Source organism: Paenibacillus flagellatus, from assembly GCF_003217775.1.
Lineage (GTDB): Bacteria > Bacillota > Bacilli > Paenibacillales > NBRC-103111 > Paenibacillus_AB > Paenibacillus_AB flagellatus.
Window position 1 is genome coordinate 539563 of record NZ_QJVJ01000002.1, and the last position, 22764, is coordinate 562326.

The 22764-nt window shown below is 62.9% G+C and carries 18 protein-coding genes; 14 read left to right on the top strand and 4 right to left on the bottom strand.

Features of this window, described 5'->3' with window-relative positions; all coding sequences use genetic code 11:
* Positions 1 to 28 precede the first annotated feature (28 nt).
* From argS to DLM86_RS05960, 13 genes are all read left to right on the top strand, one after another.
* On the top strand, positions 29 to 1735 hold the full coding sequence (gene argS, locus DLM86_RS05900) for an arginine--tRNA ligase (RefSeq protein ID WP_110839200.1): 1707 nt from the start codon (positions 29 to 31) through the stop codon (positions 1733 to 1735).
* A gap of 310 nt (positions 1736 to 2045) precedes the next feature.
* Positions 2046 to 3020, top strand: a complete 975-nt coding sequence (locus DLM86_RS05905; RefSeq protein ID WP_110839033.1) for a sugar-binding transcriptional regulator — start codon at positions 2046 to 2048, stop codon at positions 3018 to 3020.
* A 57-nt stretch (positions 3021 to 3077) separates the two neighbouring features.
* Positions 3078 to 4028 carry a sugar ABC transporter substrate-binding protein gene (locus DLM86_RS05910; RefSeq protein ID WP_110839034.1) on the top strand — a complete coding sequence of 317 codons (951 nt, stop codon included), beginning with the start codon at positions 3078 to 3080 and terminating at the stop codon, positions 4026 to 4028.
* A 21-nt stretch (positions 4029 to 4049) separates the two neighbouring features.
* Positions 4050 to 5603 (top strand): sugar ABC transporter ATP-binding protein, encoded by a 1554-nt coding sequence (locus tag DLM86_RS05915; protein ID WP_211326484.1) that lies wholly within the window; start codon positions 4050 to 4052, stop codon positions 5601 to 5603.
* The gene (locus DLM86_RS05920) at positions 5584 to 6579 is read left to right on the top strand and encodes an ABC transporter permease (protein WP_110839035.1); all 996 of its coding nucleotides are present in this window, start codon (positions 5584 to 5586) and stop codon (positions 6577 to 6579) included. Before DLM86_RS05915 ends, DLM86_RS05920 begins: the two co-directional genes overlap by 20 nt.
* Positions 6576 to 7397, top strand: coding sequence for a tryptophan synthase subunit alpha (trpA, locus tag DLM86_RS05925; RefSeq protein WP_158289351.1), 822 nt, complete (start codon positions 6576 to 6578; stop codon positions 7395 to 7397). Before DLM86_RS05920 ends, trpA begins: the two co-directional genes overlap by 4 nt.
* A gap of 1 nt (position 7398) precedes the next feature.
* Complete coding sequence (locus tag DLM86_RS05930) at positions 7399 to 8961, top strand: xylulokinase (protein ID WP_110839037.1); 1563 nt, start codon at positions 7399 to 7401, stop codon at positions 8959 to 8961.
* Between the two features lie 434 nt (positions 8962 to 9395).
* Positions 9396 to 15248 (top strand): Ig-like domain-containing protein, encoded by a 5853-nt coding sequence (locus tag DLM86_RS05935; protein WP_110839038.1) that lies wholly within the window; start codon positions 9396 to 9398, stop codon positions 15246 to 15248.
* A 102-nt stretch (positions 15249 to 15350) separates the two neighbouring features.
* Positions 15351 to 15836, top strand: coding sequence for a GNAT family N-acetyltransferase (locus tag DLM86_RS05940; protein ID WP_110839039.1), 486 nt, complete (start codon positions 15351 to 15353; stop codon positions 15834 to 15836).
* On the top strand, positions 15833 to 16150 hold the full coding sequence (locus tag DLM86_RS05945) for a DUF6916 family protein (RefSeq protein WP_110839040.1): 318 nt from the start codon (positions 15833 to 15835) through the stop codon (positions 16148 to 16150). Before DLM86_RS05940 ends, DLM86_RS05945 begins: the two co-directional genes overlap by 4 nt.
* Positions 16147 to 16665: a phage tail protein gene (locus DLM86_RS05950; protein ID WP_110839041.1), complete on the top strand. Its 519-nt coding sequence runs from the start codon at positions 16147 to 16149 to the stop codon at positions 16663 to 16665. The genes DLM86_RS05945 and DLM86_RS05950 overlap by 4 nt, the downstream gene beginning before the upstream one ends.
* A 44-nt stretch (positions 16666 to 16709) precedes the next feature.
* Positions 16710 to 17210: a phage tail protein gene (locus DLM86_RS05955; protein WP_110839042.1), complete on the top strand. Its 501-nt coding sequence runs from the start codon at positions 16710 to 16712 to the stop codon at positions 17208 to 17210.
* 19 nt (positions 17211 to 17229) lie between these two features.
* Positions 17230 to 17745: a phage tail protein gene (locus DLM86_RS05960; protein ID WP_110839043.1), complete on the top strand. Its 516-nt coding sequence runs from the start codon at positions 17230 to 17232 to the stop codon at positions 17743 to 17745.
* 82 nt (positions 17746 to 17827) lie between these two features.
* Here DLM86_RS05960 and DLM86_RS05965 read toward each other — a convergent pair whose 3' ends face one another.
* Positions 17828 to 18238: a YjdF family protein gene (locus DLM86_RS05965; protein WP_110839044.1), complete on the bottom strand. Its 411-nt coding sequence runs from the start codon at positions 18236 to 18238 to the stop codon at positions 17828 to 17830.
* 254 nt (positions 18239 to 18492) lie between these two features.
* Here DLM86_RS05965 and DLM86_RS05970 point away from each other — a divergent pair, with 254 nt between their 5' ends.
* On the top strand, positions 18493 to 18690 hold the full coding sequence (locus tag DLM86_RS05970; protein WP_110839045.1) for a YqzE family protein: 198 nt from the start codon (positions 18493 to 18495) through the stop codon (positions 18688 to 18690).
* 92 nt (positions 18691 to 18782) lie between these two features.
* On the opposite strand, the gene DLM86_RS05975 is transcribed toward DLM86_RS05970, so the two are convergent.
* The 3 genes from DLM86_RS05975 to DLM86_RS05985 form a co-directional block, all read right to left on the bottom strand.
* Positions 18783 to 19760, bottom strand: a complete 978-nt coding sequence (locus tag DLM86_RS05975) for a hypothetical protein (RefSeq protein ID WP_146250160.1) — start codon at positions 19758 to 19760, stop codon at positions 18783 to 18785.
* Positions 19761 to 19929: 169 nt separating this feature from the next.
* Entirely contained in the window at positions 19930 to 20943 is a 1014-nt protein-coding gene (locus tag DLM86_RS05980) for a YqhG family protein (protein WP_110839047.1), read from the bottom strand.
* The gene (locus tag DLM86_RS05985; RefSeq protein WP_110839048.1) at positions 20940 to 22733 is read right to left on the bottom strand and encodes a DEAD/DEAH box helicase; all 1794 of its coding nucleotides are present in this window, start codon (positions 22731 to 22733) and stop codon (positions 20940 to 20942) included. The genes DLM86_RS05980 and DLM86_RS05985 overlap by 4 nt, the downstream gene beginning before the upstream one ends.
* Positions 22734 to 22764: the final 31 nt, after the last annotated feature.

Genomic DNA, 22764 nt, shown 5'->3' on the forward strand with positions numbered 1-22764 from the left:
ATCGGGTCATAAAGGAGCAACGGGAATGATCGCATACAAAACGATAGTGGCCGAGCTTGTCGCGTCGCTGCTCGAAGGCGTCGACGCCGGGACGATCGAAGCGATGACGGAAGTGCCGCCGAATCCGGAGATGGGCGATTTGTCGCTGCCCTGCTTCAAGCTGAGCAAGACGCTGCGCCGATCGCCGCAGCAAATCGCCGACGAGCTGGCGCGCTCGCTGCCGCCGCATCCGGCGTTCGAGAAGGCCGTCGCCGCGGCCGGCTATTTGAACGTCTTCTTCAACAAAAAGTCGTTCGCGGAATCGGTTCTGAACGATATTCGCGAAAAGGGCGACCGGTACGGGGCGAGCGCGGTCGGGGCGGGCAAGACGATCGTCATCGATTTCTCGTCGCCGAATATCGCCAAGCCGTTTCATGTCGGTCATTTGCGCTCGACGGTGATCGGCAACGCGCTGTACCGCATCCACCGCTTCCTCGGCTACGAATGCGTCGGCATCAACCATTTGGGCGACTGGGGGACGCAATTCGGCAAGCTTATCACGGCGTACAAGCTGTGGGGAGACGCGCGGCAGGTCGAGGAGGGCGAGATCGAGGAGCTGACGCGGCTGTACGTGAAGTTTCACGACGAAGCGGAGACGAAGCCGGAGCTCGAGGACGAAGCCCGCGCCTGGTTCGTCCGGCTGGAGCGCGGCGACGAGGAGGCGCTCGAGCTGTGGCGCTGGTTCAAGACGATCAGCTACAAGGAGTTCAACCGCATTTACGACTTGCTCGGCGTGACGTTCGATTCCGACGCGGGCGAGAGCTTCTATAACGACAAGATGGGCGCCGTCGTCGACGAGCTGAAGGAGAAAGGACTGCTGGAGGAAGACCAGGGAGCGTTCTTGGTCCGGCTCGACGAGTATAACATGCCTCCTGCCCTCATTTTGAAGAAGGACGGGGCGACGCTGTACCATACCCGCGACATCGCGGCCGCACTGTACCGGAAGAAGACGTACGATTTCGACCAGGCGATCTATGTGACCGATTACGCGCAAAACTTGCACTTCCAGCAATGGTTCAAGGTAATCGGGCTGATGGGCTACGAGTGGGCCGACCGGCTTCATCACGTGGCGTTCGGACGGGTCAATCTGGAGGGGGTCAAGTTCTCGTCGCGCAAGGGCAACGTCGTCCTGCTCGAGGAGCTGCTCCGCCAGTCGATCGACAAGACGCGCGACATCATCGAGAGCAAAAATCCTTCGCTGGACAACAAAGAAGAAGTGGCGAAGCAGGTCGGCGTCGGGGCGGTCATCTATAACGACTTGAGCAACAACCGGATCAAGGACATTTCGTTCTCGTGGAAAGACGTGCTCAACTTCGAAGGCGAATCGGGCCCGTACATCCAATACACGTACGCGCGGGCGCGCAGCGTGCTCCGCAAGGCGGGCGGCGAGGCGGAAGCGGGCGGCGCGGGTCCCGACGGCTCGCTGCTGGCCAACCCGGAGGCCCAGCAGGTGCTGAAGGAGCTGGCGGCGTTCCCGGACAAAGTGGTGCAGGCGAAGGAGAAGCTGGAGCCGTCGATCGTCAGCCGTCATCTGATCGACATCGCCCAAAGCTTCAACCGGTTTTACCACGAATGCCCGATTCTCGTGGACGATGCCGCCCTCAGAGCGGCGAGGCTCGAGCTCGTACGCTCCGTCTGCACGGTGCTGCGCACCGGACTCGGCTTGATCGGCATTCAGGCGCCGGAACGAATCTAATATCGTCGGCAAGGGGAGGAACCGTCGGGTTCCTCTTTTTTGTTTGCCGCCCCGTTCCCGGGAACAAGAGCGGTTTCGTCGAAAGTCGTTCTCGGGACGGATGGGTCCATGGGTGGAATTTTGAGGCGGGGCGACTCGAAACAGAACCAAAGACTCATATAAAAGACCGCCGAAACCGTCATTTTGTCCGATCGATCGACACGATTCGAAAAAAAGAAGTTGCATTTTTGGAAAAAGCGTCCTATACTTGCATTGAACAATATTTCCAATTTGAACATATGTTCAAATTGTCCGAACGGAGGTGAATCAGGTGACCGACCTCGGCGAGGAAAGGACACGCCTGTTAGTGAAAGTCAGCAACCTGTATTACAACGACGGGCTGAACCAGCAAGAAATCGCGACCCGGCTCGGCGTATCGCGCCCTCAGGTGAGCCGGATGCTCAGCATGGCGAAGGCGGCCGGCATCGTGCAGATCACGATCAAAAATCCGTACTCCGAGGAGCAGCAGTACGAGCGCGCGATCGCCGAGACGTTCGGCATTCACGACGTGAGCGTGCTGAACGTGCCGGACGGCGACGCGAAGACGATCGAGACGCAGCTGGCCCGTGCGGGAAGCGCTTTACTCGAATCCGCGCTCAAGGATCACGACGTCGTCGGCGTCATGGCCGGGCGGTCGATCGCTTCGATCGGCGTTGAAATCGGTTACGTGCAGCGAAAGGGGCTGCAGTTCGTCCCGCTCGTCGGCGGATGGGGCTCGGCGGGAGCGCCGTGGCACGCCAATTCGAACGCGCGCGCCCTCGGCGAGAAGATGAAGTCGAGCTATCGGCTGCTGAACGCGCCGGCCGTCGTCGCTTCCAAAGAAGCGAGAGACGTGTTCGCGAGCGAGCCGGAAATCGCCGACGTCTTGCGTCTGGCCGAGAAGTCGAGCATCGCGCTGGTCGGCATCGGACAAGTATCCGAGCGGGCGACAATCGTCCAGTCCGGCTATTTCGGCGAAGGTGACATCGCGCGGGTGCGCGAGATGGGGGCGGTGGCGAGCTTCTGCACGTCGTTTTTGGACGAGCGGGGCAAAGTCGTCCCGTACGACGGCGAAGAACGAATGATCGGGCTGACCGCCGAGCAGCTGCGGCGCGTTCCGAACGTCATCGCCATCGCGAGCGGCGAGGAGAAGGTCCCGGCCATCTGCGCCACGCTGCGCGGCCGGTGGGTCGACGTTCTCATCACCGACATGGAGACGGCGAAGCAAGTATTGAAATGGCACGGCCAGCATCCGGTATCGCCGTAAAGGCGGACGGAACGAAGCAAGCGAACGATTCGAATCAGACGAAGGGGAGTTTGTGCGATGAAAACAATCCGTTTGGTATTGGCAGCCTTGGTATTGGTCCTCGTGCTCGGAGCTTGCTCCAAAGGGGAAAACGCGTCGGGAGGAACCGCCGGCTCGAAATCGGAAGGCAAGCAAAAGACGATCGCCATCTTGACGCCGTATTTGTCCTCGGTCACGACGAACGAAATGGTCGAAAAGCTGAAGAAAGGGTTCGAGGACAAGAAATGGAAGGCGAACGTCGTCGACACGAAGGGGGATACGAACCAGCTGGCCAGCCGGATGGAAGACCTCGTTACCCAGAAAGTGGACGCCATCGTGCTCGTCAGCACTGACCCGAACCAATTGAAGGTGCAGATCAAGCGAGCGGCCGACGCGAAAATTCCGGTGTTCGGCTGCGACGCGGGCTATATCGAAGGCATGACGATGAACGCGACGAGCGACAACAAAGCGATGTCCAAAGCGATTACCGACTACTTGATCACCGCGATGGGCGGCAAAGGCAATCTTGTCGTGCTGACGCACCGTCCGCACCCGGGCGTATTGGCCCGGACGCAGCAGCTGGACGACATGCTGAAGCAAAACCCGAACATCAAGGTCGTAACGGAGCAGCAAGTTCAAGTGCCGGGTCCGATCGAGAACGCGCGCAAGCAGATGGAAAGCTTGCTGCTCGCGAACAAGGACGAAGGGTCCATCACCGCCGTATGGGCGGGCTGGGACGAAGCGGCAATCGGCGCGACGCAGGCGATCGAAGCGGCGGGACGCAAAAACATTATCGTCACCGGCATCGACGGGACGAGCCAAGCGGTCGACTTGATCCAGAAAGGCTCGCCGTTCGCCGCGACGATCAAGCAAAACTTCTCGGGCATGGCGGATATCGTCATCGAGCAGCTGGACAACGTATTCCAAGGCAAGCCGGTCAAGGATAAGGAAATGTATGCGCCGGCTTCCCTGATCACGAAAAGCAAATAAGGCATTGGGAGAGTGCGGGGCGTGGCATTTCTGGAAGCTAGAGGAATCGACAAGCGGTTCGGGGCGCATTACGCGCTGTCGGGCGTATCGCTCGCGATCGAACCGGGCGAGGTGCACGCCCTCGTAGGCGAAAACGGCGCCGGCAAATCGACGTTCATCAAGATCGTCACCGGCGTCTACAAGCCGGACGGCGGCGAGCTGCTGTGCGAAGGGAAAAGCGTGACGATCGCCGACCCGAAGTCGGCCCGCAAGCTCGGCATCAACGTCATTCATCAGGACCGGCAGCTGATCCCTTCCTTTACGGGTCTGGAAAATTTGTATCTCGGCCTGCCTTACCCGAAGCGCCCGTTCGGTCTCGGCGTAAGCTGGGGCAGCATGCGGGAGCGGGCGCAGCGGCTCGCCGAGCGGTACGGCATCGACGTGCCGCTCGATACGGCCGCGCAGCATATGTCGCCGCCGGAGAAGACGATGCTCGAAATATTGCGGGCGATGATGCTCGAGTGCAGGCTGCTTATCCTGGACGAGCCGACGGCCGCGCTGACCGACCGGGAGGCGGAGCTGCTGTTCTCGCTTATCGGGCGGCTTCAGGCGGAAGGGACGGCGATCGTGTACGTGTCCCACCGGATGGACGAAATATTCCGTCTGTCCGACCGCATCACCGTGCTGCGCAACGGCCGGCTGGCGGGGACGCTGACGCGGGCCGAGGCGACGCGGGATAAGCTCATTTCGCTCATGACCGACGGACAGGCGAAGTCGGAGAAGGAGCGGGCGGAAGCCGGACGGCGGAAAAGCGCGGAGACGGCCGACGGGCCGGTTCTGTTGAAGGCGGACGGCGTCGCGACTTCGGACGGCAAAGTGAAACGGGCGTCGCTCGAGGTGCGCGGCGGCGAGGTCGTCGGCCTGTTCGGGCTGGCGGGTGCCGGCCGCACGGAGCTGCTCGAGGCGATTTACGGCCTTCGGCCTCTCGCCGCCGGCGAAGTAAGCGTCGCGGGAGAACGGATCGGCCGTCCGTCGCCGAAGCGTTCGCTCGACCGAGGCGTCGTGCTGATCCCGGAAGACCGGCGCGGCCATGCCCTTGTCATGAGCATGTCGATCCGCGAAAACATGACGCTGCCTGTACTCGATACGTTCTCGAACGGAGTCGCGGTGCGGGCGGGCAAGGAACGCGCCGACGTCGCCCGGTGGATGGAAGCGATGAACGTCAAGGCGGTCGGCTCCGAGCAGACGGTCGGCGAGCTGAGCGGCGGCAACCAGCAGAAGGTCGTCTTCGCGAAAGCGCTCCTGTGCGAGCCGAAGCTGTTCCTGTGCGACGAGCCGACGCAGGCGGTCGACGTCATGACGCGGGAAGACATTCACCGGCTGCTGCGCGGGCAGGCGGACAACGGACTCGGCGTCCTCTTCGTCTCCTCCGATTTGACGGAGGTGCTCGAAATCGCCGACCGGATCGTCGTCATGCACGCCGGAGAGACGATCGCGGAGCTTGCGAACGACGGCGTCGAGCCGGAGCATGTGCTCAAGCTCTGTTACCAACATGATAAAGGAAGTGAAGCTTCGCATGGATCAGACGAATACTAAGGGGACGGCGGCCGCGGCATCCGCGAAGCCGACATCGTTTTCGTTCGGCCGGCTCATGCGCACGTACGGCACCGCCTTCGCGGGACTGCTGATCGTCCTCGTCTTTTGCGCGCTCAGCCCGGATTCGTTCGCGACGTGGGGCAATGCGGTGAACATCAGCCGGCAAATTTCGTTTCTCGTCATTATCGGCCTCGGCACGACGATCGTCATGGCCGTCGGCGAATTCGACCTGTCGGTCGGCGCGACGGCCAGCCTCGGCGGCGTTATCGCCGCGAAGATGGCGGTAGCCGGCGTTCCGATCTGGCTTTCGCTTCTCGCGCCGCTCGCCGTCGCGTTCGTCATCGGCTACGTGAACGGCTATATCGTCACCCGGTTTCGCGTCCTGTCGTTCGTGACGACGCTCGCGATGGGGACGATTTTGGGCGGCTTTACGTTTTGGCTGACGGGCGGCGCCACCGTCTTCGAGAACATCCCGGAATCGTTCGGCACGATCGGGCAGTCGGAATGGCTCGGCCTTCCGCTGCTGTCGCTGATCATGGTGCTGTTCACGATCCTATTCTGGCACATCATGGCGAACAGCGCGTTCGGGCGCCGGCTGTATGCGATCGGCGGCAACGAAGCGGCTTCCCGCATCGCCGGGGTTGCCGTAGCGCGCAACAAAAACGTCGCCTTCGCCCTGTGCGCGGCGCTCGCCGCCTTGACGGGCGTGCTGATGGCCTCGCGTCTCGGATCGGCTCATCCGACCGGGGGCGCGGGACTGTTTTTGCCGGCTTATGCGGCCGCATTCCTTGGAATGACGGCATTTAAGGAAGGCGTTCCGAACATTTGGGGAACGTTTATCGGAGCTGCGATCATCGGCATTTTGGCCAACGGCTTGACGATACTGGAGGTGCCGACGTTCATGCAGGACGTCATCACCGGCTGTATCCTCATCGCCGCGGTGATCGTCCAGCGGTTGGGACGTGGCGGGCGTTGAACCGTGCAGGCGGTACGTTTGTCAACGAATTCAACAACGAAACGTGGCGCGCCGCTTCGGCCGCCGGAGAAGCGCTGCTGATCGGCTACGTCGTCGGGGGAGATCCGGACCCGGAGCGGTCGCTCGACATCGCGGAAGGGATCGTCGCCGCCGGCGTGGACATTCTCGAGATCGGCGTGCCCAGCGCCAGACCGAAGCTCGACGGCGAAATCATTCGCCGCGGCCATCGGCGGGCGCTTCAGAGCGGACACGCGGTCGACGGACAGCTGCCGATGTCGTATTGGAGGCGGCTGCGGGAGCGGGTGAACGCCCCCATCTGGGCGATGGGCTACCGCAAGGAGCTGATCGACGCCGGACTGTACCGGGAGCTGGCCGAGAACGGGCTGATCGACGGTCTCGTTCTGCCCGATTGCGCCTTGGACGTGCAGCGCGCCATCGCCGCGGAGCCGGCATGCCGGCATGTCGACGTCATCCGGTTCGCCAACTCGGGGATGAACGACGAGCAGCTCGCCGAGGCGACGGACGGCGCGACGGTCGTCTACGCGCAGACGTACCGGGGCTCGACCGGCGACCCGATGGCCCAGCTCGGCAATTTGCAGACGCTGTGCGCCGGCGTGCGGCGTCATACCGGCGCGCTCGTCGTCGCCGGCTTCGGCCTCCGCTCCGTCAAGAAGGTGCGGGAGGCGGTGGAGAGCGGCTTCGACGGCGCGGTCGTCGGTACGGCGCTCGTGGCGCGGTGCGAGAGCGGCGAGCTGGACTACTTGTATCGGCTCATCGCGGACATGAAGCTGGAGACGAAGCGAAAGGTTGGGGTGTAGGATGCGGCGATCGGACGACTTCGATCACGACGCCGGCTATATCGCCTCGTTCGATATCGGGACGACCGTCTGCAAAGGCGTGCTGATCGCACGCGACGGCCGTCTCGAGCACGAGGCGGAGGAGCCGCTCGACACGATATACGGCACGGTGTCCGGAGCCGGCGGGACGGACGGGGAACGGCGCACCGTCGAGCAGGAGCCGGAGCAATGGTTCCGGGCGGTCGCGTCGATCGCCCGCGGCTGGTGGGAGGCGGGCGTTCGTCCCGGCCAAGTGAAGCTGATCGCGACGAGCGGGCAAATGCAGGACCTCATCCCGGTGGACGAGACGGGCCGTCCGGTCCGCCCCGCGATCTTGTACTCCGACGCGCGTGCGGACGAACAGGCGGCGCGCATCTTGGGGCGGATCGGGGAGGAAGCGGTCCGCGGCTCGACGGGCAATCACCTGGACGGCTCGATGCCGTTCGCGAAGCTGCTCTGGCTGGCGGATCGCGAGCCGGAGTCGGTTCGCCGGACGTCCCGGGTGCTGATCAGCTCCAAAGATTACGTCGTTCGGCGGCTGACCGGGCGCGCCGCGACCGATCCGACGTCGGCGGCGACCGCGGGCATGATGGATTTGTCCGGCCGGTCGTGGCGCGCGGATTGGTTGGAAGCGGTCGGCCTCGATCCGGCGCTGCTGCCGGAGCTGCTCGCCTCGGACGAAGTCGCCGGTGAGGTGCTTGCGGAAGCGGCCGCGGAGACCGGCTTCGCCGAAGGCACCCCGGTGCTGTGCGGCATCGGCGACGCGGGCGCGTCCACGATCGGAGCCGGCGTCGCCGAGACGGGCGACCGGTACGTCTACCTCGGCACGTCCGGCTGGGTCGCGGCTTCCGTCGAGCGGCCGGGCCGCGCCGCGGACGGGGTGTTCCATCTCGCGCACGCGGAGCCCGGGCAGCTGATCGCCGCCGCTCCGCTCATGAACGCGGGCAACGCGCATAAGTGGGCGGTGTCCGCGTTCGGAGGCGCCACAGCCGATGGCGAGGACGCGTACGCCGCGTTCGAGCGCGAAGCGTCCGGCTGCGACCGCGCGGCGGGCGAAGCGCTGTTCCTGCCGTACTTGAACGGGGAACGGTGCCCCGTTCAAGATGCGGCGGCGAGCGGCAGCTTCGTCGGCCTGCGTCCGACGACGACGCGAGCCGACATGGGCTGCGCCGTGCTGGAGGGCGTCGCGTTCGCGATGCGCCAAGTGATGGAGCTGCTGGCGGACGGCTCGCCGATGCCGAAGCGGCTGACGCTCATCGGCGGCGGCAGCCGCAGCCCGCTCTGGTGCCAAATATTCGCGGACGTCTGCGGCGCCGAGGTGATCGTGCCGGGGGACGCGCAATATTTGCCCGCGCTCGGCTGCGCGGCCGGGGGCTTCGTCCGGCTCGGCTGGGCGTCCGGCTACGCCGACTTCGCGGAGCGGCTGCTTCGCGCGCGGCCGGCGCGGCGGTACGCGCCCGACGACAAGACCGCGCGGGCGTACGAGCGCAAATATGCGCGGTACGTCAAGCTGTATGCGGCGCTCGCGCCGGTATTCGGCGCGTGACGGGCGGGTCGCTCCGCCCCGGGACGGCGCCCACCCGGTGCTAATGAAACCCGTTCTTTCCGAGGAGGAAAGGGCGGGCTTTTTTTGATGATCGGACTTGCCATGGGCGTCGACGATCGTCCGCGGGGTCGTCCACTCCATAACGTCTCGTTACAAGCGGGTTCCATCCGGCCAAGGCCAGGAGGGACCCGTTTTTCGTCGGGACGGCCGTTGGATTTCGACAAAAAAACTTAATCAAAAATGGAAAGCGCATCAATTGACAATGCAAACGCGCGTACAGGATATTGGGTATAGGCCTTTCGGATTACCGCTTGGTCGGAAAGTGACATATGTTCAGTGATTGTTCAGTGCGAAATGGTACAGTGAAGGGGATGTTTTTCCTACGGACTTTATGCATCCACTCAATTTTACAAGACGGAAGGTGACAGCCTGTCATGAGGAAAGGAATATCGATTGTCGTCGTTGTCGTTTGCATGCTGTTCGGCTCGGCTTGGGCGGGAACGAACCGGGCGTTTGCGGACGTAACGAATCCCGAAATTTGGAACTATGACCCGACATACGAACCGCCCTGGTTTAACAGTCCGCCGTTTTTCGTCGGCGTCGCCCCCAATAACAGCTTGGAAACGTTATTTTTAAAGTTCGATATTACCGGTTTTTCGAATCCGACGGGCAAACATATCGAGTTGGAAATACCCGTAGGCCAACCTCAAGGAACGGGCCACATTGCCAATTTGTGGAAGTACAGCGGGAATTGGCAGCCGACCGCGACTCCCGTGACGAAAGCCGACCTCGCGAACTATGAAAACGCGAGTAATCGGAAAGACGCAGTGGTTTTCAGCAACACCCCTCTCGTATTCGACGTTACGGCATACGTAACCTCCAAGCTGGGCACCGGCTCCGTTATGTTTATGTTAACGGGGAAGGAAATATTTGGAAATACGTCGGGCAGCGATGTAATTGAAGTTTTTGAGCTCAAACAGGGCACCACGCCAAGGCTGTATCTCGCCGACGGGACTCCTTTCGTCACGACCGGAGCGCCCCCCGCTTCGATTACGGGCAGCGGAGCGACGCTCGCGGGCGATGTGACGGGCGACGGCGGCGCTGCCGTCACCGAGCGGGGAGTCGTCGTGTCGACAAGCGTCAATCCGACGACGGGGTCCCCATTGAAAGCGACGGCATCCGGCACGACGGGGCCGTTCACGGCGAACGTCGCCGGGCTGCAGCCGAACACGACGTATCATTACCGGGCCTACGCGATCAATGCGAAAGGAACCGCCTATGGCGAAGATAAACAATTCACCACGCTGGACGCGTCGGTAGCGGTCCCGACCAATCTCGACTTGGCGGCCGTGTCCGACTCGGGCTCCTCCGATACGGACAACGTCACGAAGGTGACGAAGCCGACGATCACCGGCAAGTCCGATCCGAACGCGACGATTCAGCTGTTCGACAACGCGCTGCCGATCGCGGGTGCGGCGGCCGTGGCGAACGGAAGCGGCGATTGGACGATCACGCTGGCATCGGATTTGCCGGACGGCACTTATGCCATCACCGCGAAAGCGACGACCGGCGACGGGGTTAGCGAGGCCTCGTCCCCGCTCGTCGTCAAGATCGACACCACTCCTCCGGTTAAACCGGGTAAGCCGGATATGACGGCTTCCTCCGATTCGGGAGGGTCGGACAGCGACAACATCACCAAGATCACGACGCCCGCATTCGGCGGAACGACGGAGCCGGACGCCACGGTGAAGCTGTTTGCGGATGCGGCGGAGATCGGCGGCGCCGGCGCGGATAGCGGAGGAGGCTGGAACGCAACGGCGTCGGCTCCGCTGCCGGACGGCACGCATGCGATCACCGTCAAAGCGGTAGACGCCGCGGGCAACGAGAGCGTGTCTTCCGACCCGCTGTCGATCACGATCGATACGTCCGCTCCTGCCGCCCCCGACGCTTTGGATTTGGAGGCGGATTCGGACTCGGGCGATTCGGACGCCGATAACTTGACGTACGTGACGACACCGGCGATAGCGGGGACGGCGGAGCCGGACAGCACGGTCCGGCTGTACGCCGGCGGGACGGAAGTCGGCAGCGGGACGGCGACCGGAAGCGGGAGCTGGAGCATGACCGCATCATCGCTCGGAGAAGGCGCGCATACGTTTACCGCCAAGGCGGAGGACGCGGCGGGCAACGTCGGCCCGGCCTCCTCGCCGCTCGTCGTCACGATCGACACGACGCCGCCGGCCAAGCCGGGGACGCCGGACTTGACGCCGGAGTCCGATACGGGCGCGTCCAATACCGACAATATGACGAAAGCGTCGGCTTTGACGTTTAAGGGAACGGCGCTTGCGGGTGAGGCCGTCAAGCTGTTCTCCGGTTCGTTCGAGCTGGGCGGAGCGAACGCGGACGGCTCGGGCGACTGGACGATCCCGGCGAATCCGGCGATCTTGTCGGTCGACGGCCTATACCAAATCGTAGCGAAAGTGAAAGATGCGGCGGGGAACGAAGCGGAATCGGACGCGCTTTCGCTCCATGTGGACAGGACGGCGCCGTCGGCTCCCGCCGTCCCGGATTTGACGACGGCGTCGGACTCGGGCAAGTCCTCGACCGATAACGTGACGAAGGTCGTCAATCCCGTTTTCTCCGGGAGCGCGGAAGCGGACAGCACGGTCCGGTTGTACGACGGCTCGACGGAAATCGGCAGCGGCACGGCGGCTCAATTCGGAACCGGCCTTACGTCGGCGGTCGCCTTGTCCGACGGCGTTCGCTCGATCACGGCGACGGCCGAAGACGCGGCCGGCAACGTCGGAGACGCTTCCGGTCCGCTTGCGATCACGATCGACACCGTGCCGCCGGGTGCGCCGGCCGGCTTGGATTTGACGCCGGCGTCGGATAAAGGCATTTTCGACGACGACAACGTCACGAGCGTGACGACGCCGACGATTACGGGGACGGCGGAACCGGACAGCACGGTACGGCTGTACGACGGCATGACGGAAGTCGGCAGCGCGACGGCGGGTTCGGGCGGCGACTGGAGCGTTACGACTTCGGCGCTAGCCGACGGCACCCATGCGTTGGCGGCTTTGGCGGAAGATGCGGCCGGCAACGTCGGAGCGGCGTCCGCGGGCATTGCCGTTTTCATTGTCACGGCCACTCCGACCATCCACGCTCCGTCCGATTTGACGATCGACGAGAACGGCTCGACGGGACCGCTTTCCTTTACGGTCGGAGACGCGAACACCGCTGCGGGAGAGTTGCTCGTTCGGGCGAGCTCCGATAACCCGGACTTGCTCCCGGAAAGCGGCATCGTCTTGAGCACCGTAAGCGGAGGGAACCGCACGATCGACGTTACGCCGGCTGCGGGTCAAGACGGTACGGTTACCGTCACGCTGACGGTCTACTCGCTGACGAGCGAATCCAGCGACAGCTTCACGGTTACGGTCAACGACATACCCGAGCTGAGCCCGATCGCGGATCAGGAGATCGCGACGGACGGCTCGACCGGCGAGCTGGCCTTTACCGTCTCCGACAAGACGACGCCCGCCGCCCTTTTGCAAGTGAGCGGTACGTCGAGCAATCCGACGCTCGTCCCGGACGCGAATATCGTATTCGGGGGCTCCGGCGCGAACCGGACGGTGACCGTTACGCCGGCGGCCGGGAAGTACGGCACGGCGACCGTCACGATCGCCGTGGACGACGAGCGGCAAGCGCGGGCGTCCCGCAGCTTTACGGTGTCGGTCGGCAACGCGAAGCCCGTCGCGAGCTCCGGTTCGCTCGCCGTGACGGAAGATACGCCGAAGACCGGCATGCTGAACGCCACCGACGCGAACGGAGACGCCTTGATTTACAGCATCGTGACGCAAGGGACCAAAGGAACGGCCGTCGTCACGAATCCGGCAACCGGCGAATTTCTGTACACGCCGAACGCCGACGCGAACGGCACCGACTCGTTTACGTTCAAAGCGAACGACGGCGTCGCCGATTCGATCACCGCGACCGTTACGGTCACGATCGCGCCCGTCAACGATGCGCCCGTTGCGGCGGGCGCCGTTTACAGCACGACGGGTAGCTACCCGCTCACGGGGGCATTAACCGCGACCGATGCGGAGGGCGACGTCTTGACGTACCGGATCGAATCGCAAGGAAGCAAAGGGACCGTCACGCAAGGCGTCTACGGCAGCGGCACGTTCGTCTATACGCCGATCCCGGGCGCGACCGGAACCGACAGCTTTACGTTTACGGCGTACGACGGGATCGCCTATTCGGCTCCCGCCGTCGTTACGGTCGAGATCGTACCCGCCGGCGTCGCCGATCTGGCCGGTCTCTCGGTCAGCACGGGCGATTTGACGCCCGCGTTTTCGGCCAACACGCTGGCGTACGCCCAGCAGGTGGCAAGCGGCGTCGGCAGCACGACCGTCACGGCAACCGTCTACGAGCCGAACGCTTCGATACGAATCAACGACGTCCTTACCGGAAGCGGATCGCCTTCGGCGCCGATCGCGCTGACGGCCGGAACCAACGTCATCCGGGTGGAGGTCGTCGCCCAAGATGCGGCTACCCGGAAGGCGTACACGATCACGATCGTCAAACCGTCCGCCGAATCGCGGCTTAGCGGACTCGGTCTGAACGCCGGGACGCTGACCCCCGCCTTTTCCGGAGACACGACGTCGTACGCGGCATCCGTGCCGAACGACGTTTCGCAATTGACGGTCACGGCGACGGCGCTCGCTCCCGGTGCGGCGATCCGGATCAACGGCATGCCGGTGACGGGCGGCACGCCTTCCCACCCGATCGCCTTGACGGTCGGGCCGAACACGATCGAGGTCGAAGTGACGGCGCAAGACGGAATCGCCAAAACAACGTATACGTTGACCGTTACCCGTCTAGAGGAAGAAAGCACGCCGTCGTCCGAGCCGAGTTCGCCGTCGGCTCCCGCAGCGCCTTCCGGTACGACGAGACAGGTGAACGTGGTCGTGGGCGGTGCCGACAGCGTTGCGGCCAAAGTCGACATCACGCGTACGCGGGAGCAGGACGGGACGAAGGTGGACGTCGTATCGTTCGACCCGAGGAAAGCGGCCGAATCGGTCGGCAAAGCGGTCGAAGCGGGACGCGACACCGCGAAAATCGTCATCGACGATTTGCCGAACGACCCGGCCGACGCCGTAACGGTTAACGTGCCGAAAGACTCCGTTTCGGCGATGACGAGCAAAAGCATCAACCTGGAAATCCAAACGCAGGACGTGAAAATTACGCTTCCGAGCGATACGCTTTCGCTCCTCCAGGCGGACGGCAAAGATTTATATTTCCGCATCGTGCCGATCAACAAGCCGGCCGAAAGGGAACAAGTGGAGGAACGTACCGTCCGGGCGGAAGAAGTGAAGGAAGCGGCGCAAAACCGCAGCGTCGAAATCGTCGGCAAGCCGATGACGATCGAGACGAATTACACCAGCCGGCCGACGAAGGTCGAGTTTCCGCTCAAAGGCGTCCCGATTCCTACGGACCCGCAGCGGAGAGAGGCGTGGCTGGCCCAGCTCGCCGTATACATCGAGCACAGCGACGGAGACAAGTCGCTCCAGCGCGGTACGATCACCTATGACGAGAACGGCATGCCGGTCGGCATCGAAATCGCCATTTCGAAATTCAGCACGTTCACGATCGTTCGCATGGACGGTGACGTATGGCGCGAACGGTACATCTTCGGCTACGAAGACAGGACGTTCCAGCCGGAGAAGCCGATCACGCGTGCCGAAATCGCCGCGATTCTGGCACGCAACCTGAAAGGGGCGCCGTCGTCCGCAGCGTCCGCAGCGAGCGGTTATCCGGACGTGCCGGCCGGCCACTGGGCGTCCTCCGCCATAGCCGCGTTGCAAACGGCGGGGATCATGACCGGTGACGATCAAGGGCGATTCCGGCCGGAGCAGCCGGTCACGAGAGCGGAAACGGCCACAATCGTCGCCGCCTGGAAACGAATCGGCACGGCCGGACGGATACCGGGCTACGACGATGCGAAGTCGCATTGGGCGGCATCGTCGATCGCCGCCGTCCAAGCGGAAGGCTGGATGACCGGGTACGAGGACGGCACGTTCCGGCCGGACCGGCCGCTTACCCGCGCCGAGGCGGTCAAAGTGCTGAATCGCCTGTTCGATCGGCCGGCGCTCGACGGAATCGAACGCCCGACATGGCCGGACGTTCCGCTCGCGCACTGGGCGTCCGCCGACGTCGAGGCGGCTTCGAACACGTACACCGCCCAGCCTCTCCCGAACGGGAAAGAGCGGATGATCGAGAAGAAGTAACGACGAGCGCATAGCGCCGTGACAGACCGATACCGGAACTTCCGGTGTCGGTTTGGACGGCGCGCTCGTTTTTTCGCCGATTCGCGTTTAGGAGGGACATGCATGCTCAAGCTGGAACCGGTACGTCCGGAAGACGATTCTTTTCTGTTCGACGTGTACGTCGGGACGAGGCGGGACGAATTCGCCCCCCTGGGCTGGCCGGAGATGCAGCTGACGTCGTTTTTGCGCATGCAGTTCGACATGCAAAAACGGTCGTACGAGCTGCAATATCCGTCGGCGGACCATCGCCTCGTCAGCCGCGGAACGGAGCGGATCGGCCGGATCATGACGGCGGAGACGGACGACGCGATTCGATTGGTCGACTTGTCGCTCTTGCCCGAGCATCGCAACGGCGGCGTAGGATCGGCTTTGCTGCGCGACTTGCGGCAATCGGCCGAACGGGCCGGCAAGCCGCTCCGGCTCAACGTCCTGCAGCACAATCCGGCCCGGCGTTTGTACGAACGGTTCGGATTTCGGGTTGTAGGCGAGTCGTTCCCGTATGTCGAGATGGAATGGAACGATGTCGGAAGGGAGGTGGTGCCAGATTGAAACCGTTTACGTTGGCCGATGCGGTCGAGCTGATGGGCGACGAGCTGCTGATCCCGCTGCCGGACGGGAGCGGATCGTTCCCCTTGCGGGTCGCCTCCGTCCAAGATAGAGGCTCGACGGCGCATTTCGAGCAGTTTTCGATCGTTTTGGAAGGCGATATGCGATGCGTCCTGTCCCAAGGAACGTTCGCGCTTCGCGGCTTGAAGCTGGGGGAAGCGCATTGGTTTCTCGTGCCGATCGGACGGTCGGACGATCGAATGACATACGAAGCCGTTTTTAGCATAGTCAAACCGATGGAGGGAGCTGCGGAATGAGCGATCAATATTTGGGTGAAATCCGCATGTTTGCGGGTAATTACGCGCCGCAAGGATGGGCGATGTGCAACGGGCAGCTGCTGCCGATCAGTCAGAACGAAGCTTTATATTCCGTGATCGGCACGACGTACGGCGGGGACGGGCAAACGAATTTCGCGCTGCCGGATATGCAGGGAAGGCTCCCGGTCCATATGGGGACGAATCCCCAGACGACGACCGGCTTCCCGATCGGACAGAAGGGCGGCACGGAGAAGGTGACCTTGTCCTCGGCGGAGCTTCCGAGCCATACGCACGCCGTCAGCATCCAGCAGCTGGCGGCAACGTCCGGCAGCCCGGCCAACGCCGTTTGGGCGACCAGCACCGTCAACCAGTACGCCACCACCGCCCCGAACGCCGTTATGGATACGGCTTGCCTGACCGGCGCCGGGGGAACCGATGCGCATGACAATATGATGCCTTTTCGGGCGATTACGTTCATTATCGCGCTGCAAGGGAATTACCCGACCAAAAGCTGAGCGGGGTGAACAGCAAGATCCATACGGAAACGGAGGAACGATAGATGGCGGAACCTTTTCTCGGAGAAGTACGGTTGTTTTCTTTCAATTTCGCGCCGAGCGGATGGGCGCAATGCAACGGCCAGCTGCTTCCCATCAATCAAAATCAGGCGCTGTATACGCTGTTGGGCACTTCGTTCGGGGGAGACGGCATAAACACGTTCGGGCTGCCCGACCTGCGGGGGCGCGTGCCGATTCATCCGGTCGACGGTTCGGTCGTCGGAGCGACCGGCGGGGAAGAACGACACGTGCTCACGATCGACGAAATCCCTCCGCATACGCATCAAGCGAACGGGAGCTCGGAACCGTCCACGGTCGTGGTCGCGGCTCAAAACGTATGGGGAACGACCGGCACGCTAAACGTCTACCACAACGCGATCAACGGCGCGATGAGCGCGAACGCCTTGGCCAATGCCGGAGCGAGCGTGGGCCACGCGAACATGCAGCCGTACACCGTGGTCAATTTTTGCATCGCGCTTCAAGGCATATTCCCACCACGCAGTTAAACGGGAAAGGATGATCGACATGGATCCGTACATTGGGGAAATTCGCCTTTTCGCGGGCAAATACGCGCCGGCGGGATGGTATTTTTGCAACGGGCAGACGCTGCAGGTCGTTGCCCATCAAACGTTATTTACCGTCATCGGCAACATGTACGGGGGCGACGGCAAAACGACGTTCGCTTTGCCGGACATGCGGGGGATGGCGCCGATCCATCAAGGCAACGGTGCCGGATTGACGCCGAGACCGTTCCTCTCGACGGGCGGAACGAATCAGGTGACGCTCACCGAAAGGCAAATGCCGTTCCACGACCACGCGGTCAACTGCCAGACGACGGCGAACGAGAACAATCCGAACGGCGCCATTTGGGCCAACGAGCCCCGGGGAGCGAGGCCGGTCTACTCGCAAACCGCCAATACGCCGATGAGCGCGCAGGCGATCGGCACGGCCGGAGGCGGCAAGCCGCATAACAACATGCAGCCTTACGCAGCGTTGAATTTCATCATCGCGGCCGAGGGCGTATACCCGTCAAAGCCTTAAAAACGAGAAAAAAGCCGGTCCGCGACAATCTTTGTCGTCCGACCGGCTTTCTCCTTGTTTCGAAACGATTCCGGAAGCCGCCTTAACGTCCGCGGTGCTTCTCCTTCGCTTTCCGCCTGGCGATTTCCCGCTTGCGCTCCTCGGCCTCCTCGCGCATTCGGCGAGTCGTCCGCTTGCTCGTCTCCTGGCGATGCTCCAGCTCGAGCTTAATCGCCTCCTGCGCGAACGCGGACGCGCCTCGCATCTTCATCTCGGCGGCCGCCTGCCGGGCGAGCCGCTTCGGGTTGACGCGCTTCGGCTCCTTCGCGTCGAAGGCGACCGTCTTCGTCGTCCGCTCGAGCAGGTCGGCCATCGGCCCGCGGACGAATGCGAGCACCTCCGCGTCGTGCGGCTCGGAGCCGAATCGATGGCGGCAGGCGCGCAGACGCCCTTCCGTCCGCTCTTCGACGACTCCGACCCAGAATTGCCCGTCCCAATAAACGGTCAGTGTCATGGCAATCCCCTCCAAGTTGATGACAAAGCGAGGGACATCCCGAGGGGGAAGGCTACGACGCCGCCTGACCTGCGGCGCATCCGGACTACCAACCGGACCGTGTTTTTACGCTTTGACCGTATTATAGTGCGCAAGCGACCGCGCAGGCAACGGAGAGAACGATTATAGCGACGGTTACGGCCGCCCCGTCCCGGCAACAATAGATAAAGGCGCGCCTCGCTCGGGCGCGGCCGGGAGGTGAACAGACGATCGCGATCAAGACGGACGATTATATCAAATATTTGACGGAGCGGGTGGTCGCCTATATGGATACGCCGCCGGACGTGCGCAAGGAGCAGCGAAGCCGGCTCAAAAGCTCGCGGGCGCCGTGGTACGTGCGCTGGTTCGGCATGGTTCCCGTTTCCGTCCTCATTTGGTGGAGACGCCGCAAGGAGCGGCCGCAGGAAGAGTGATCGGTAAAAAAAAGACACCCCCATCCGTCGGTTGCGATCGAAACGGATGTCCGGGGTGTTTTCTATGGGAAGAGGAGGAGAAATACCGATCGTTAGGACGAGGAAGCGTTCCCCGTCTGGTGGAAGCCGCCGTATTCCTTCAAGACGTCGTAAGGAACGTATCGGGCGCCTTCCTGCTCGAGCCTGACGTAAGGCACGCCAAGCCCCCAGTCTTGATAGCCGGTGACGGCGTACGGCGCGAGCACCGTTTTGCCGTACAGGTTGGCCTTGTACGTTACGGGAGCGTTCCCGGGCGTCAAGGCGGCGAATAGCTCATCCGCGGCCGCAAAAGGGGCCGGCGGGCCTGTGATCCATGACGTATTGTCGAACGGATCGAATTCGGGCAGCGTGAGCGACCGCGCGGTTCGTGCGGACGGCTCCGGAATCGCGTTCGGCGATTCGTAGCGGACGAGCGGCTCGAAGCTTTGCTCGCCGAGCGGCAGCCGTTCGCCGGTTTTGGCGTCGATATACAACCATTCGTTCCCGTGCGCCAGCTTCCAAACCGCATGAAGCGGACTGTAGTAAACGCGTTCGGGAGGAAGGGGGGAAGCCTGCCAAAATGACATCAAATCGGAATGAGCATCGATCAGTCCAAGCTGTATCAACGAGCGATACAGCGTCTGCATGCCGAACAGCGGTCGATCGCCGGCCCCGTATTCGGTCAGCCGCAGCTTGCCGTCCTCGGTCGCGCCGACGACGAGATAGCCGATCTCCTTGCCGTTCTTGTGCACCAATACGAGCCAGCCGTGCATGCCCGGTCCGAGCGGATGCCGGGTCCAGCGGGCGCCTTCCCATTCTTTGAACTCGTCCTGCGCGGACAGCGTCTTGATCCAGGAATCGACTTCGGCTTCGAACGTTCCCGAAGCTTCCGAGCCGTCCGGCGCGACGACCGCCGCACGGACGACGGACGGGACATCGTTCCGCGTATGCGTTTCCATTTCCCGTTGCAGCGCCGCGCTTTCGGCACCGCTTCCGAGCATGACGCCGGCTCCGAGCAGAACAGCCGACACCGCGAGCAGCCATCGGTACATCGTCATCACCTGCCGTTATCGAGAATTGGAGGACATCCGTTGAGGCGAAGGCGGTGTATGGTTAGGATATGTCCTCATTGTAACGAATATGACTAAAAAATGTTGTTGCTTCGTGTCAGCCGCGCCTCTTCTTTTCGGCTGTTTTTTTGCGAAGTTTTAGCGGGATTCGTCAGTTCGTGCCGTTCAAAGGCGTTTGCAGATGGAACAAGCCGCCGTTCACGACCGTTACCCGGATGCGCGGGCGGTACTGCCAGTCGAGCTCCTCCCGCCGTTTGCGCCACTGGTCCTCCGCCGCTTGCCGCTGCTCGTCCTCGAGCCCTTTCACCGCATCCTCGTAATACCGGTCGACCCGCTCCAGCTCGTCGCGCAGCCGTTCGTTCGCCGCCGCCGCCCAACGGTGATCGTACCGCTTGAGCAGTCTCTCGACGTGCTGCTCGACGATCGACCGCCCCTTCGCCAGCGTGACGGCCGGGCGGGCGATATAGACGTTGGGCGGGAGGCGCGGCGTCAGCTTCCGGCCGGCGATCGATTCGAAGAACCGATCCCGAAGCTCTCCCGTCGCCAAGTTCACGCCGAACGAATGGAGCTCGTCCCGCTTCATGTCGCACGCCAGCTCGATCTTCACGTTGACGTTGAGAAACGAGACGTAGCCGGCGGACGGCCCGGGGCCGACGCGCGAGGACGGATCGGGCGTTTCGAACAGCTGCACCCAGCGGCCGTCGGCCTTGACGGCGTCGAACAGCTGGGCGAGCCGCTTGCTGCCGAACGTCACTTCCTCCCGCGGGACTCGTCCGGGCCCGGTCGCGGGACCGCCGGGAGCTATGCCGAAGTAGCGGCCGAGTATCGTATCCTGGGCGCCGGGCGGAAGCGGCTGGCCGGAAGGGCCGAGCACCTGAGGCGATGCGCCGGGCCGGGGGGCGCCGTTGAGCGGCGGGGCGCCCGCGCCTTTTGCCTCGGCCTCGGCGCGCAGCTTCTCGGGATCGAACACGAACGTGAATGTCATCGTCTCCGGCGGCGCGCCGGTTCGCTCGACGAAGCTCCAATAATAGGAACGGTTCGTCAGCCGCTTGTCGGCCTCGGGAGACAGCTTCACCGTCACGTAGGCGGGATGCTTCTCGATGATGTGGCACCCGGTCGCTTCCAAGTACCGGAGCGCAAACTTTTGCACTTGCTTGGCGTTCACGGGCGCACCTCCGCTTCGGGTTGTATCGTCTGGCCGACCGCGTTCAGAATGGCGCCGATCGGCGCCCGTTCCGCCCGCTCGTGCTCGACCTCGTCGCGAATGTCGCGGAACGACTCGCCGAGCCGGTCGAGCTGGCGGCGCATGTCGTCGTCGGATTTCGCCTCCGCCCACATTTTGAACAGGCTCGATTCGAGCGACGTCTTCTTCTCGAACCGCTCGAGTATCGTATCGAGTCCGCCGATGACGAGCTCGAACATGTTGATTTTTTCATGCAGCAGCGACAAAATATGCTCCTCGATCGTGCCGACCGTCGACAGGTTGAAGATGTGGACGTTCTCCGTCTGCCCGAGCCGGTGGACGCGGCCGATCCGCTGCTCGACGCGCATCGGATTCCACGGCAGGTCGAAGTTGACGATGTTGTTGCAAAATTGCAGGTTGATCCCTTCGCCGCCCGCCTCCGTCGCGACCATGACCCGGGCCCGGTTGCGGAACAGGTCCATCATCCAGTCCTTCTTGCCGCGGTTCATGCCGCCCCGGTACGGCACGGCCGTAATGTTGCGCTCCTTCAGGAAGTTGAGCAAATATTCCTGGGACGCCCGGTATTCGGTGAAAATGATCGCTTTGCCGTCGAGCGATTCGATCAGCTCGAGCGTTTTTTCCGCCTTCGTGTTCGCCTTGATGCTGCGGATCAGCTCGACGAGCTCCCAGATTTTCGGACGGAGCGGGGAGTCCTCGGCCGTCTTCTTGAACAGGTTGACGAGGGTGACGAACACCGCATCCCGGCTGCTGCACACTTCCCGCTGCAGCGTCACGAGCGAGAGCATGCTGCCGATGTCGCCCTTCGCGTCCTCGTAGCGGCCGCGCACGAAATCGCATACGCCGTCGTACAGCGCCTGCTCCTCGGGGGACAGCGTAAGCGGCACGTTGCGGACGATCCGTTTCGTGAATTGAAGATTGCCGTCGCCCCGCCGGTTGCGGATCATCACTTTGGACAGCTCCTGCTGCAGCTTGTCTTCGTTTTTCGGCATCCGTTTGTCGACGACGAAGTTGGCGGCGAACTGTCCTTGTCCGCCGAGCTGCCCCGGCTTCAGCAGCGTAATGAGGTTGTACAGCTCGCCGAGGTCGTTTTGGACCGGCGTCGCCGTCAGCAGCAGGCAATACTTTTTGCGCAGCTCGAGCACGAACTTGTAGTTGGTCGTCTTTTTGTTTTTCAGCTTGTGCGCCTCGTCGACGATCAGCATGTCGTATTCCTGGTTCAGCACGATGTCGCGGTGCGGCTCGCGCTTCGCCGTATCCATCGAGGCGACGACGATGTCGTACTGCGCCCACATGTATTCTTTTTTTTGCGCGACGGCGGGGATGCCGAACTTCTGGTTCAGCTCGCGCACCCATTGCAGGACGAGCGAGGCCGGGACGAGGATGAGCACCTTGCGGACGAGCCCGCGGATCAGATACTCCTTGATGATCAGACCGGCTTCGATCGTCTTGCCCAAACCGACCTCGTCGGCGAGAATGGCGCGGCCGCGCATGTCGTACAGCACCTTTTTCGCGGTGTCGATTTGGTGGGGGAGCGGCTTCAGCTGCGGGATGTGCGAGAGACAGAGCAGGTCGTCGAAGCTGCGGATCAGTCCGGATTCCTCGGCTTCGAGCGCGAGCTGGTACATCGTCCAGTCGTCCCACGGGCCGTTGCGCTGGACGCGCGCCTCCAGCTCGTCGTACCAGGAACGGTCGAAGTGGATGTGCAGATGATCGTTCAAGGGGCGTACGTGTTCCGGCGATGTCGAATTCATTGGCGTCCTCCTCGCGGTACCGGTCTTTATT

What these genes read in the sequence shown, in the direction of transcription:
- DLM86_RS05910 (WP_110839034.1), top strand. Translation starts at nt 3,078, where the DNA reads ATGAAAACAATCCGTTTGGTATTGGCAGCCTTGGTATTGGTCCTCGTG.
- DLM86_RS05920 (WP_110839035.1), top strand. Translation starts at nt 5,584, where the DNA reads ATGGATCAGACGAATACTAAGGGGACGGCGGCCGCGGCATCCGCGAAG.
- DLM86_RS05930 (WP_110839037.1), top strand. Translation starts at nt 7,399, where the DNA reads ATGCGGCGATCGGACGACTTCGATCACGACGCCGGCTATATCGCCTCG.
- DLM86_RS05935 (WP_110839038.1), top strand. Translation starts at nt 9,396, where the DNA reads ATGAGGAAAGGAATATCGATTGTCGTCGTTGTCGTTTGCATGCTGTTC.
- DLM86_RS05940 (WP_110839039.1), top strand. Translation starts at nt 15,351, where the DNA reads ATGCTCAAGCTGGAACCGGTACGTCCGGAAGACGATTCTTTTCTGTTC.
- DLM86_RS05950 (WP_110839041.1), top strand. Translation starts at nt 16,147, where the DNA reads ATGAGCGATCAATATTTGGGTGAAATCCGCATGTTTGCGGGTAATTAC.
- DLM86_RS05955 (WP_110839042.1), top strand. Translation starts at nt 16,710, where the DNA reads ATGGCGGAACCTTTTCTCGGAGAAGTACGGTTGTTTTCTTTCAATTTC.
- DLM86_RS05960 (WP_110839043.1), top strand. Translation starts at nt 17,230, where the DNA reads ATGGATCCGTACATTGGGGAAATTCGCCTTTTCGCGGGCAAATACGCG.
- DLM86_RS05965 (WP_110839044.1), bottom strand. Translation starts at nt 18,238, where the DNA reads ATGACACTGACCGTTTATTGGGACGGGCAATTCTGGGTCGGAGTCGTC.
- DLM86_RS05975 (WP_146250160.1), bottom strand. Translation starts at nt 19,760, where the DNA reads ATGTACCGATGGCTGCTCGCGGTGTCGGCTGTTCTGCTCGGAGCCGGC.
- DLM86_RS05985 (WP_110839048.1), bottom strand. Translation starts at nt 22,733, where the DNA reads ATGAATTCGACATCGCCGGAACACGTACGCCCCTTGAACGATCATCTG.